Annotated in this window: 13 protein-coding genes and 1 tRNA gene; 6 read left to right on the top strand and 8 right to left on the bottom strand. The window is 62.2% G+C overall.

Going from position 1 to position 12148, the window contains the following annotated elements; translation table 11 throughout:
• The first annotated feature begins 99 nt into the window (after positions 1–99).
• Positions 100–861, top strand: coding sequence for a YaaA family protein (locus Y708_RS0101810; RefSeq protein WP_028278590.1), 762 nt, complete (start codon positions 100–102; stop codon positions 859–861).
• Positions 862–873: 12 nt separating this feature from the next.
• Here the strand turns inward: Y708_RS0101810 and Y708_RS0101805 are convergent, their stop codons facing one another.
• From Y708_RS0101805 to Y708_RS0101795, 3 genes are all read right to left on the bottom strand, one after another.
• Complete coding sequence (locus tag Y708_RS0101805; protein WP_081746426.1) at positions 874–1842, bottom strand: reverse transcriptase-like protein; 969 nt, start codon at positions 1840–1842, stop codon at positions 874–876.
• Positions 1830–2570 carry a zinc ribbon domain-containing protein gene (locus tag Y708_RS0101800; RefSeq protein ID WP_028278588.1) on the bottom strand — a complete coding sequence of 247 codons (741 nt, stop codon included), beginning with the start codon at positions 2568–2570 and terminating at the stop codon, positions 1830–1832. Before Y708_RS0101800 ends, Y708_RS0101805 begins: the two co-directional genes overlap by 13 nt.
• A 70-nt stretch (positions 2571–2640) precedes the next feature.
• Positions 2641–3531 (bottom strand): Nif3-like dinuclear metal center hexameric protein, encoded by an 891-nt coding sequence (locus Y708_RS0101795; protein ID WP_028278587.1) that lies wholly within the window; start codon positions 3529–3531, stop codon positions 2641–2643.
• A 105-nt stretch (positions 3532–3636) separates the two neighbouring features.
• Between Y708_RS0101795 and msrA the strand changes: the two genes are divergently transcribed.
• The 3 genes from msrA to epsC all read left to right on the top strand — a co-directional run bounded on the left by msrA (position 3637) and on the right by epsC (position 5788).
• A complete protein-coding gene (gene msrA / locus Y708_RS0101790; protein ID WP_028278586.1) occupies positions 3637–4161 on the top strand; it encodes a peptide-methionine (S)-S-oxide reductase MsrA in 525 nt (174 codons plus the stop codon).
• A gap of 76 nt (positions 4162–4237) precedes the next feature.
• Entirely contained in the window at positions 4238–5173 is a 936-nt protein-coding gene (gene cysK, locus Y708_RS0101785) for a cysteine synthase A (RefSeq protein ID WP_028278585.1), read from the top strand.
• A gap of 27 nt (positions 5174–5200) precedes the next feature.
• Complete coding sequence (gene epsC / locus Y708_RS0101780; RefSeq protein WP_028278584.1) at positions 5201–5788, top strand: serine O-acetyltransferase EpsC; 588 nt, start codon at positions 5201–5203, stop codon at positions 5786–5788.
• A 61-nt stretch (positions 5789–5849) separates the two neighbouring features.
• On the opposite strand, the gene gndA is transcribed toward epsC, so the two are convergent.
• Positions 5850–7286, bottom strand: coding sequence for an NADP-dependent phosphogluconate dehydrogenase (gene gndA / locus Y708_RS0101775; RefSeq protein ID WP_028278583.1), 1437 nt, complete (start codon positions 7284–7286; stop codon positions 5850–5852).
• A 240-nt stretch (positions 7287–7526) separates the two neighbouring features.
• Here gndA and Y708_RS0101770 point away from each other — a divergent pair, with 240 nt between their 5' ends.
• The gene (locus tag Y708_RS0101770) at positions 7527–9524 is read left to right on the top strand and encodes an acyltransferase family protein (RefSeq protein ID WP_028278582.1); all 1998 of its coding nucleotides are present in this window, start codon (positions 7527–7529) and stop codon (positions 9522–9524) included.
• A 46-nt stretch (positions 9525–9570) separates the two neighbouring features.
• Here the strand turns inward: Y708_RS0101770 and Y708_RS0101765 are convergent.
• From Y708_RS0101765 to Y708_RS0101750, 4 genes are all read right to left on the bottom strand, one after another.
• Positions 9571–9646 (bottom strand) — tRNA-Val (locus Y708_RS0101765).
• 103 nt (positions 9647–9749) lie between these two features.
• Positions 9750–10685 carry an NAD-dependent protein deacetylase gene (locus Y708_RS0101760; RefSeq protein ID WP_253905657.1) on the bottom strand — a complete coding sequence of 312 codons (936 nt, stop codon included), beginning with the start codon at positions 10683–10685 and terminating at the stop codon, positions 9750–9752.
• Entirely contained in the window at positions 10685–11158 is a 474-nt protein-coding gene (locus tag Y708_RS0101755) for a peroxiredoxin (protein ID WP_028278580.1), read from the bottom strand. Before Y708_RS0101755 ends, Y708_RS0101760 begins: the two co-directional genes overlap by 1 nt.
• Position 11159: 1 nt before the next feature.
• Positions 11160–11579: a DUF3052 domain-containing protein gene (locus Y708_RS0101750; protein WP_028278579.1), complete on the bottom strand. Its 420-nt coding sequence runs from the start codon at positions 11577–11579 to the stop codon at positions 11160–11162.
• Positions 11580–11967: 388 nt separating this feature from the next.
• Between Y708_RS0101750 and Y708_RS30285 the strand changes: the two genes are divergently transcribed.
• On the top strand, positions 11968–12148 hold a 181-nt coding region (locus Y708_RS30285), incomplete at its 3' end, for a hypothetical protein (protein WP_035774985.1).

Here is a 12148-nt window from a genome sequence, read left to right as displayed (position 1 = left end):
CGCGCGCCGCCGTCGTGCGCCGCCGTCGTGCGCTTCCGTCGGCGCGGCTGCGCTGCAGTCCGTGCGGCTGGGCGGGCTTTACACCGGTAAAGTGGACCAGTGCTCATTCTGCTGCCCCCGTCCGAAGGCAAGTCCGCAGCAGTGACGGGACCGCCCGTGGACCTTGCGCAGCTGTACTTCCCTGGGTTGAACTCCGCACGTGAGCAGGTCCTCGCCGCGTTGGCAGCAGCGAGCGCGCATGAGGATGCGCTCGGGCTCCTGAAAGTGGGCGCCTCCCTGCTCCATGAGGTGCAGCGGAACACCATGCTGGCCGATGCTCCGGCAGCGCCCGCCCACACCATCTATTCCGGCGTGCTCTACGACGCGCTCGGCTACCGCACCATGACCCCCGTCCAGCGCCGGAAGGCAGACGCCACCGTAGTGGTCATATCCGCCTTGTGGGGAGCCATTAGATTCGCCGATCCCATTCCCGCTTACCGCCTGTCCATGACAGTGGATCTGTCGGGCACCGGAAAGCTGGCCCAATTTTGGCGGCCGCGTCTTGCGGAATCACTGGATTTACACTCCCGTGGTTCGTTGATTGTCGATTGCCGGTCAAGCAGCTACGCCGCCGCGTGGGCTGCGCCCGTGGAACGCACGGTCGCCGTGAATGTGTTTCAGGAACGTGGTGGAAAGCGCACGGTGGTGTCGCACTTCGCAAAGCACACGCGCGGCGAGCTTGCCCGTCATCTGCTCACCCGCCGGGGAAAAATGCCGGAGACCGCCGCCCAACTGCAGAAGGCGGCCGCCGAACGGTGGACTGCCGAGCTGGAAGCTGCCACCGGCCGCCGGGCCGCTCAGCTCAATCTGCTGCTGAACTAAATGTCTGCGCGACTACGCGTCGGCCTGCGCTACGAGCTCCACCTCGAAGCCCTCTGAGTTCTCCACATAGGCCGCATAGTGGTCCGGCCCGCCGGCAAACGGATGCCGGTCCGCGAACAGCAGTGACCAGCCGTGGCTTGCCGCCCTCCGCGCCAGGAGATCAACTTCCGCCCTGGAACCCGCGTTGAATGCCAGGTGATTAACACCCGGACGACGGCGCTGGTGCGGTTCAGCGGCTACGTCGGGTCCGGACTCGATCACCACATAGATTCCGGCACCCGCCCAGCTGGCGCCGTCGTTCCATTGATCCTTGGGCTGGAAACCGAGCCGCTCCAGCAACCACCCCAGGCTGTCCTTCGCTTCCTGCAGGTTGGCCACCCACACCTCCACGTGGTGCAGGGTGCCGGTGGCCTGCGGCTGCTTAGGGGCTGCGGCGGTGGAAGCACTTGGACCGGGCTCCTGTGCCGAGACCTCCCGCGGGACCCAGTCCACCCCCGCCATACCGGCATCCATGGCCTCGTTGGACAGACGGTCGGCGTCCTTGTTGCGCTCCCTCGGAATCCATTCGTAGCTGACCCGCCGCGGATCGACGGTCTTCCGTGCCTGCATGGCGAGGGACCGCATATCGGCATGCTTGATCTTCCAGCGCCCTTCCATCTGCTCCACGACCAGCTTGGAATCCATTTTGACGTGGATCCGGGCACCGGAATCAATCCGGTCGGCCAGCTCCAAGCCAGCAACCAGGCCCGAGTATTCGGCCACGTTGTTGGAGGCTTTCCCCAGGTAGGCGGCCTTCTCCACGAGGATGGTCCCCGTTTCAGGATCGCGCACCAGCGCGCCATACCCCGCGTGGCCGGGATTGCCGCGGGACCCGCCGTCGGCCTCCACGATGAGCAGGCGCAGATTCGCGCCAGGCGTTGGCTCCGTGGTGTCCTCGAAGAGAGTGGCTTCGCTGTCCGGCACCTGGATCAGTTTCCCCATTCGGAGGATCGGACAAGGATGCAGCCGGAGTCAGGGCAAAACACAATGTCATCCTCGGCGGCCTTCCTGATGTCGGCGAGGTCGCCGGGGCTGAGTTGCATCCCCGAGCCCTCGGATGTGCCGTGGAACAGCCTCGCCGCACCCACCCCACGCCTGGCCAGGGTCTTGTCATAGATGCCCACCAGGCCTGGATCGAACGTTCCGGCCAGTTCGGTCCGTTCCGCCAGCAACCGCGTTGCTTCCGCGCCCACTTCGGCGAGCTGGGAGTCCCGGGCGGCTTCAAGCTCACCGAGGTGCCTGCGCGCCTGATCGGTGCGTGCCTGAATCTCCTGTTTGGCTGTGCGGGTAGCTTCGACGCGCTCCATGATCTCCAGCTCGATGTCCTCGAGGTCCGACCGCCGTTTGGTCAGCGACGCCACTTCACTCTGGAGTGCCGTGAGGTCTTTGGAACTGCCCGTTCCACTGTTCAACCGCTGCTGGTCGCGCTCGAGTCGGGTGACTACCGCCTGGACGTCGTCTTCGGACCGCGTGAGCTCGCGCTCGGCGTCGGCCAGCCCGGTCGCCGCCACTACCAGCTCGCTGTCCGCCGAGGCCACGTGGCCGGCGCGCTCGGCGAGTTCCGGATTGCTCTTCACCGCTGCGGCCTGGCGCTGCAGTTGGTTTAGCCGGGAGTCGAGCGCTTGAAGACCCAGGAGCCTTAGCTGTTCTGCCTGTGGTGCTTTTGACACGAAATGTCCTCTGCGTCGCCGAAATCCTTACCCGTCTACCTTATGGCACCTGCGACGGGGATTTCAGCGTCTAGTCCAGTCCGGGAGTAAGGACAAAATCCCAGGGATCGGAGTTGACGCCGCTGACCCTGATCTCAGGTTCGAACCCCTGATCCGCCAATACATTGGACAGTGCAGCGGCGGCCGGGGTCAACCACAGCCACTCACTGCCAAAATGGGATACATCAATGAGGTACGGGCGGCCGTTGACCGACGCTTCACGGGCCTCCAATGCCGGATGGTGCCGCAGGTCCGCAGTCACATAGACGTCAGCCTCGCTTGCCCGGACCTGGTCAAACAGATTGTCGCCGGCGCCGCCGCAGACTGCGACCCTCCGGACCAGGCCATGCCGGTCCCCTGCAACCCGCATGCCGCCGGCGATCGACGGGAGGATAGAGAAAACCATCTCTGCGAAGTCGCCCAGTGTGGTGGCCTCCGTGAGATCTCCAACCCTGCCCACACCTTCTTCCGGCAGTCCATCCGAGGCTTTTGCCAAAGGTTCCACATTGAGCAGGCCGAAGGCGTCTGCGAGGACGTCGGAGACACCCCCCACGGCGCTGTCGCCGTTGGTGTGCACCGTTGCCAACGCACAGCCACCCTCAATCAGCTTGTGGACCGCTGCCCCTTTGAAATGGTCCGTCGATACCGAGTTGACTGGCTTGAGCATCAGCGGGTGATGGGCAATGATCAGGTCCGCACCCCAGTCGAGGGCATCGTCAATGACCGCTTCGGTCGGATCCACGGTCAGGACAATTTTGGTTACTTCCCGGTCCGGACGGCCAACAACCAGACCCACTGAATCCCAGCTTTCGGCGAGCGATTCAGGCCAGAGTTCCTCTATGGCCAGCATGGCGTCGCCGACGGTGAGCAGACCGCCGTCAGGGTTTATGTGCTCCTGTGCGGACTGTTGGTCAGGTTCCATAGCACTATTTGTACCCCGGTCGAGGGCCATCGCCCAACTGTCCTTTCGCTGACCGGCGTTGGCCGCCGCGGGAATCATCCGGCCTGCCCGGGCATTGTTAACACCATGAAGACATTTGTGCTCGGCGGAGGCTGCTTCTGGTGCCTCGACGCCGTCTACCAACAGACCCGTGGCGTGACCGACGTCGTCTCCGGCTACACCGGCGGCCACCTGCCGAAGCCGGACTATGATTCGGTCTGCGCCGGAACCAGTGGCCACGCCGAGGTGGTGGCCGTATCGTTCGACGAGACCATCATCGGACCCGAAGTCATCTTGGGCATGTTCTTCGTGTCCCATGATCCAACCACCCTTAACCGGCAGGGATACGATGTCGGCACCCAGTACCGATCATCGATGTTCTACCAGGACACAGAACAGAAAGAGCTCTTTGAGCGGGCCATCGAGCGGAATCAGGAGCACTGGTCCAATCCGATCGTGACCGAGGTGGTGCGGCTGCCCACGTTCCACGTCGCCGAGGAAGTCCATCAGAATTTCTACGCGAAGCACCCCGAACAGGGATACTGCCAGGTGATTATCAATCCGAAGCTCGCCAAAGCCCGGAAATATTACGCAGAATGGCTCACCGCGTAGCCTGCTCCATTGCCGCTGGCTAGGCTGAACAAAGTTTTCGCCCCGCACCCCCACACTGAATCCAGACAGGACAACCATGGCACGCATTTACGACGACGTCACGCAACTGGTAGGCCGCACTCCCCTTGTCCGGCTCAACCGGCTCACCGAAGGCCTTGACGCCGAAGTAGCGGTCAAGCTGGAGTTCTACAACCCGGCCAACAGCGTCAAGGACCGGATCGGCGTGGCGATCGTCGATGCCGCGGAAAAAGGGGGGGCATTGAAGCCCGGCGGCACCATTGTGGAGGGCACCTCCGGCAACACGGGGATCGCCCTGGCGATGGTTGGCGCGGCACGTGGCTACAAAGTCATCCTGACCATGCCTGAAACCATGTCCACGGAACGCCGGGTGATGCTCCGCGCCTACGGTGCGGAGATTGTGCTGACCCCTGGTTCCGAGGGTATGCGGGGCGCGGTGGACAAGGCCAAGGACATTGTCGCGACCACGGAAAACGCCATTTGGGCCCAGCAGTTCGCCAACGAAGCCAACCCGGCCATTCACCGGACCACCACCGCCGAGGAAGTCTGGGATGACACCGATGGCCGGGTGGACATTTTTGTTGCGGGCATCGGCACCGGCGGAACCATCACCGGTGTGGGTCAGGTTCTGAAGGAACGCAAGCCCGGCGTGCAGATTGTTGCCGTTGAACCTGCGGACTCCCCCATCCTTAACGGCGGCGCACCCGGTCCGCACAAGATCCAGGGACTCGGCGCAAACTTTGTACCGGAGATACTGGACACCTCCATCTACGACGAAGTGATCGACGCCACCGTGGAGGATTCCGTCCGCGTAGCCAGGGCTCTGGGTACTGATGAGGGCATTCTTGGCGGGATCTCTTCGGGAGCCATCGTCTGGGCCGCGCTTGAGCTTGCCAAACGTCCTGAGAACGCCGGTAAGCTCATCGTGGCCATCGTGTGCGACTTCGGTGAGCGCTACATTTCCACCGTCCTCTTTGACGACATCCGAGGCTGATCCAGTCCGTCCAACAGAAAGTGGTCTGTGAGCTTCCTAGCGAGACTTCGAGAAGACCTTGACTCCGCCCGCGAGCATGACCCGGCGGCTCGGGGAGACATCGAGAACGGGCTGGTGTACTCAGGCCTGCATGCCATTTGGGTGCACAGGTTGACTCACCGGATGTGGGCCTCTCCCCCGTTACGCCTGCCAGCACGGATCCTGTCCCAACTGGCGCGCTTCACCACCGGAATCGAAATTCATCCGGGCGCAACAATCGGCAGACGGTTCTTCATCGACCACGGCATGGGAGTGGTTATTGGAAGCACCGCGGAGATCGGCGATGACGTCATGATGTACCAGGGCGTCACTCTCGGTGGCCGTTCCCTGGCGAAGGTGAAGCGGCACCCCACCATTGGGGACCGCGTCACCATTGGGGCAGGAGCCAAGGTCCTGGGGCCCATCTCCATTGGTGCGGGGAGCGCGGTGGGCGCTAACGCCGTCGTCGTCAAGGACACACCGCCTGATTCGATCATTACCGGCATCCCGGCCACATTCCGGCACCGGGACTCGGCAAAGGAAACGCTGCCCGCCGTGGACCCTGCCGAATATATCGATCCCGCGCTCTATATCTGATCGGTTAACGCCGAAAGGGGACCAATTCACTCTGAACTGGTCCCCTTTTTTTGCCGAGTGGTTAGTGTGTATCCACGGCTTCGATCTCGGAGCGGTCCTCGCCCCACAGCGTGTGGAACGTGCCGTCGTCGTCCACGCGGTTGTAGGTGTGTGCGCCGAACAGGTCCCGCAGCCCCTGGGTGAGGGCGGCTGGAAGGCGCTTGCGGCGCAGGCCGTCATAGTAGGCGAGCGATGACGAAAACACGGGTACCGGAATCCCCAACTGCACTGCAGTAGCCACCACCCGGCGCCAGGCTGGCACAGCTCCCGCGATTGACTCAGCGAACGCCGGGTCGAGGAGGAGGTTGGCGGGCTGCTGGCCGGACGCATAGGCCTTCATGATGTCATCCAGCAGTTCGGCGCGGATGATACAGCCTGCGCGCCAAAGGGAGGCGATCTCGTCGAGCTTCAGTTCCCAGCCGTACTCTCCCGCGGCCGCGGTGAGCATGTCGATGCCCTGCGCGTAGCTGACGAGCTTTGATGCGTAGAGTGCGAGCCGCACGTCCTCGACGAAATCGGCGGGCAGGTCCACCGACGCCTCATGCCCCTGCAGGATGTCCTGCGCCTGAGCGCGCTGTTCGCGCTGTGAGGAGAGCCCGCGTGCGAAAACAGATTCGGCGATGCCCGAGGTCGGGCTTCCCAGCTCGAGTGCTGAGACGACGGTCCAGCGACCGGTGCCTTTCTGGCCCGCAGAGTCAACCACGACGTCGACAAACGGCTTGCCGGTGCGCTTGTCGGTATGTCCAAGCACCTCGGCGGTGATTTCGATCAGGAACGAGGACAGCGTTCCCGCGTTCCACTCGGTGAAGATTTTGGCCTGCTCAGCGGGTTCGATGCCGGCCGCCGTGCGGAGGACGTCGAAGGCCTCTCCGATAACCTGCATATCCGCGTACTCGATCCCATTGTGGACCATCTTGACAAAGTGGCCGGCGCCATCTGTTCCGATCCAGCGGCAGCAGGGCTGTCCGTCGTACTTCGCGGAAATCTTCTCAAGCATCGGGCCAAGCGAGGCATAGGACTCTTTTGAGCCGCCGGGCATGATTGAGGGCCCCAGCAGGGCGCCCTCTTCACCGCCTGAGACACCGACCCCCACAAAGTGCAGGTCCTTCTCCGCAAGCGCGGCTTCGCGACGGCGGGTGTCTTCATAATGCGAATTGCCGCCGTCGATCACAATGTCGCCGGCTTCGAGCAGCGGGACCAGCTGATCAATCACAGAGTCCACCGGGCCGCCGGCCTTGACCATGATGAGCACACGGCGGGGCTTTTCCAGGGAATCAACCAGCTCCTTCAGCGATTCGGTCCGGACAAAATCTCCGTCGCCGCTGTGCTTCTCAAGGAGCGCGTCCGTCTTCTCAACTGAGCGGTTGTGCAAGGCCACCGTGTAGCCGTTCCGGGCGAGGTTCCTGGCAAGGTTCGCCCCCATCACGGCAAGTCCTGTGACACCTATTTGTGCGCTCATGAGTCTCCATCTGCAGTGCGGCCCCGAGGGGCGCGTTTTGATAACCGGCGCCCCAGCGCGCCCTGTACTGGTCCCCTCACCCTATTACCGTGGGCAGGTTACTGGCCAGACGGCTTCGCGTGCTGGAGGTAACGATGGGAAACAAAGCCGCGACGAGTTCGTTTCAGATTATTGAGATCAAATTGATATGTTGGAAAGAGTCACGTTTCGTCGAAAGGTATTATTATTCAGAGCTTCCAGGTGGACCGGGCGGAATTTCGCCCCGACATTCAGGGACTTCGCGCACTAGCTGTGCTCGCCGTCGTTCTCTACCATGCGGGTGTCTCGCTGTTGCCCGGCGGCTACGCCGGAGTGGATGTCTTTTTTGTCATTTCGGGGTTCCTCATCACAACCCATCTTCTGAAGATGCTGCGCGAAAAGGGCACCATCAACTTTGCCCAGTTCTACGCCAGGAGGATCCGCCGCATCCTGCCGGCCTCATTCGTGGTGCTTATTCTCACAGCGGTTGCGTCGCTGCTCTTCCTTCCCCGGGTTGATACCCCCGGCGCCCTGGAAGACGCCACGGCAACCGCACTGTACGTACCCAATCTGCTGTTCGCGTCGCAGGGCACCGACTACCTCGCCGAAACGTCGCCCTCTCCGTTCCAGCACTACTGGTCACTGGGCATCGAGGAACAGTTCTATTTGCTGTGGCCGTTGGTGCTGTTCGGCGCCTTCCTGCTGGTACGGCGTTCATCCCTGCGGCTGTTCCTGGTGATCTTCGCGCTGGTGACCTGTTCCTTTGCCGCAAGCATTTTCCTCACCGCGGTATCGCAGCCCTGGGCGTTTTTCTCGCTGCCCAGCCGGGCCTGGGAACTCGGCGTGGGCGGCCTCGTGGCATTCGCTCTCCAGTACAGGACCATCCCGGTGGGGGCGAAGCTTGCCAACTGCGGAGCCTGGCTGGGTCTGGTGGGTCTTGCGGCAAGCATTGTGCTCCTCAATGCGGAAACGCCCTTTCCGGGCTACGCCGCGCTGCTCCCCGTCCTGTCGACGGCACTGCTGATCCTCTGCGGAAAAACATCCGCAGCTTCCCGATTGCTGTTGACGGCCCGGCCGCTGCAGGCCGTGGGCAAGTGGTCGTACTCCATCTATCTGATCCATTGGCCTCTCCTGGTCATCCCCCAGGTTGCCGTCGGAACTGAGAACACCCTCCCACTGACCGTCACTTTCGGGCTGGCCGCGCTGAGTATTCCCCTCGCCGCCCTGCTCCACCGATTCGTGGAAGAGCCGCTTCGCCGCCCCCGCCGAAGCACCGGACGCCCCGCGCGTTCAGTGCCCGTGGTAGCGGCCGCGGTTGCGGCGTCGCTCCTGTTTGCCGGAGCGGCGTCTGCCACGGAATCCGCCGTCGGGAATTCGCCCATCGCCAGCGGGCAGGAGGCCAAACGGCTGGCGGGGAATCCAAATCCCTCGGGCACGCCGGTGGTACCGTCCAACGTCACACCGGACCTCAGGAGCGCCCCTGACAGTCTCCCGGCAACCAACACCGACGGCTGTCACTCCGAGCAGGAGGAAAGGGCAGTTTCAGCGGGATGTGTCTACGGAGACGAAGGAGCCGAGACGGACGTCGTGTTGTTCGGCGACTCCCACGCCGCACAGTGGTTTCCCGGAGTCGAGAAGTTTGCAGACAGTGACTCCCATCGGCTCCACAACATCACCAAATCATCGTGTCCGTCGGTGTCGATCGACATTGAACGCAATGGAGCGCCCTACACGGAATGCGATGAGTGGCGGGCTTCGGCGCTGGATACGATCCGTGAGCTTGCACCGGAGCTGATCGTGATCAGCAACTACGGCCGGGTGAACCCGGTTGACAAATCGGCTGACACAAACAAGCAATGGGAAGCGGGGCTCAAAGCCACGCTTGAGGCACTACCCGAGGAAAGCAAGGTAGTGATCATTGCGGATACGCCCCATCACCCGGCTCCTCCTGTGTCCTGCCTGTCGCGGAACGTGGAGCAGGCGATCAAGTGCGACGTCAACAAGGCTGACGCTCTGGATCCCGCTCTCGCGGAGGCGGAACGGCGGACGGCACTTACAGCAGACGCAGAGTACATCGACCTCACCGAATACATGTGCACGGACACGTGCCCGTCGATCATCGGCGATATTTTGGTTTACCGGGACGCACACCACATCACCGAGACGTTCAGTCAGGCACTGGCCCCCAGGCTGTCTGAAAAGCTGGAGAAAATACTCTAGACCAACATGCAAAAACCCCGTCCGCAGTAGCGGACGGGGTTCTGTGTGGTGGGTCCTACCGGGATCGAACCGATGACATCCACGGTGTAAACGTGGCGCTCTACCAGCTGAGCTAAAGACCCGAAACACGATATCGAAACAGTCCGGCAAAATGCCCGACGCCGCAACATCACGAGGTATGACTCTACCCGAAAGATGTTGGCTTAGGCCAATCCGCTGCTGCGTTCAGTCGTCGATGTCCGGCAGCGCCCCAGCCAGGAACGACAACGCTTCGGAAACGCCCACATCCACGATCAGCGACGCCAGCTCATCTCCCCGGGTCTTGCCGCGGTTAATGATTACCACGGGCTTTTCCGTCTTCACTGCATGCCGCACAAACCGAAGTCCGCTCATGACGGTCAAGGAGGATCCCGCAACGAGGAGGGCGCCCGCTGCGTCAACGATGCCGTAAGCCACTTGGACACGGTCCTTCGGCACGTTCTCGCCAAAATATACAAAGTCCGGTTTGAGCATTCCGCCGCAGACGGGACAGGGCGTCATGATGAAACCGCTGGTGTCGTCCACGTCGGCGTCTGCATCAGGAGCTATGTCGCCGGCATCCGACTCCCGCTCAAGGTAACCCGGGTTCAGCCTCTCCAGCAGGACAGCGATCTCGCCCCGCGGGAAACGGGTTGAACATTGGAGGCACATGACCCGGTCATAAGTTCCGTGCAGGTCCACCACATTCCGGCTGCCCGCGGCCGTATGCAATCGATCCACGTTCTGGGTGATCAGACCGGTCAGCAATCCGCGCGCTTCCATCCGGGCCAACGCATCGTGGCCCGCGTTCGGATCCGCGTGGCCCAGGTGCCGCCAGCCCACGTGGTTCCTGGCCCAGTAGCGGCGGCGCAGCACCTCGTCGCCCACGAACTGCTGAAAGGTCATCGGATTCCGCGGGACCGATGTCGGACCACGGTAGTCGGGTATTCCTGAATCCGTGCTGAGGCCCGCACCGGTCAGGACGGCCAGTTTCCGCGAGCTCAGAAGATGGACTGCATCATCAAGCGCGGCATGGTCCTGTGCACTCAACGGCTCTGTGCCGCTCGTTGGTGGACGGCTGGCGAATCCGGTGAGGCCCACCCCCACCGGTGCTGAAGGCTGCTCCCCGTGCTCGCTGGTCACTATTTACCCTCCGCCTTAAGTTCCAGAGAGGTGAGATACTCCGCAAGGGGGCGGGCTTCTTCCAGGGCAGCATCCATTCTGGAAACGACACTCCCCCTCGCATCAATGAAAAATGTGGATCTCTTTGCGAAACCCTTTGATTCATCGAAGACCCCGTACCGCCCGGCCACAGCTCCGTGCGGCCAGAAGTCGGCGAGCAGGTCAAACCCGTAGTTTTGCGCATCGGCATAGGCACGGAGCGTGTATTTATGGTCCACCGAAATGGCGAGGAGCCGCACACCGCGATCTGTGAAACTGGGCAGTCCGCGGCTGAGCTCGTTCAGTTCCCCGGTGCAGATCGCGGAGAAGGCAAACGGGTAAAAAACCAGGGCGACGGCGGTGCCCCGGAGATCCGATAGCCGAATGGGTTCACCGTGCTGGTTGGACAACTCAAAATCGGGTGCAGGCCCGCCTACCGCCGGGAACCCGGTCATGCTACTGCTTCCGCCTGCTCACCAGCCGTGCGGCTGCCCAGTCGCGGGATACACCCGCAGACGACGTCGCGTGGAGCCCCGCCGTAGGCGCAGCGGTCTGAATTTCCGACGGCGGTACGTAACCGTCCCGTCCGGATTTGGGAGTCAAAACCCAAACGACACCGCCGTCGTCCAAGCAGGTCAGTGAATCCACCAAGGCATCCACCAGGTCGCCGTCTTCCGCACGCCACCACAAGAGCACGCCATCGACTACGTCCTGGTCGTCCTCGGTCAGCAGCTCCGAACCAATCTCATCCTCCAGAGTGGCCCGGAATTCAAAATCCACGTCCTCGTCATAGCCGAGTTCCTGAATCAGGTTTCCATCCTTGAAACCCAATTTGCCCGCCACAGTAGCTGCCGTGGCGGCTTCGGTCTCGCTCACTTTATTCCTCCCGAGAAACAGTTGAACCTGATCATGCGACGGTTCCACTAGATAGGTTGATATGCATTATTACCAGCCAACACCCTAAAACGCTACGCTTCAAGCCGAGCGGCGAGTTATCCAAGCATGCTGCCGCGTAAGTACACCACACAGTCAGCGTCGATGCAGTGGTTCCAACCAAGGTTCGCTACCTTCTGTTACTGGCGTAACCTGCCGGGACAATGGTTACCGGGTATGCATCGCCGGCACGTCGGGGCTAGAGTGGCAAGGTGAATTGCATGGTCCGGCACGCCCGGCCCCAATTCAGACTGCTTCGAAGATCAACTATTCCGAGGCAACAAGTCGAAGACATCGCAGACAGGGTCTGTGGAGTGGAAGAGGTTTCACATTGGCTGCAGAGCACGGTGGTTCGGATATCTTGAGCGGCTCGTCCGCCGGACTGACATCGGGTAAATCCGATGTTGATCCTGGGGAGACGGCTGAGTGGGTTGAGTCGTTGGATGGGTTGATTCGGGAGCGGGGGACGGAGCGGGCGCAGTTTATTATGCGGTCGTTGTTGCAGCGTGCGG

The sequence above is a fragment of the Arthrobacter sp. H5 genome, assembly GCF_000520595.1.
Taxonomy (GTDB): domain Bacteria; phylum Actinomycetota; class Actinomycetes; order Actinomycetales; family Micrococcaceae; genus Arthrobacter_D.
The sequence above is the reverse complement of the archived record's forward strand: the minus strand, read 5'-3'. Positions and strand labels throughout refer to the sequence as shown.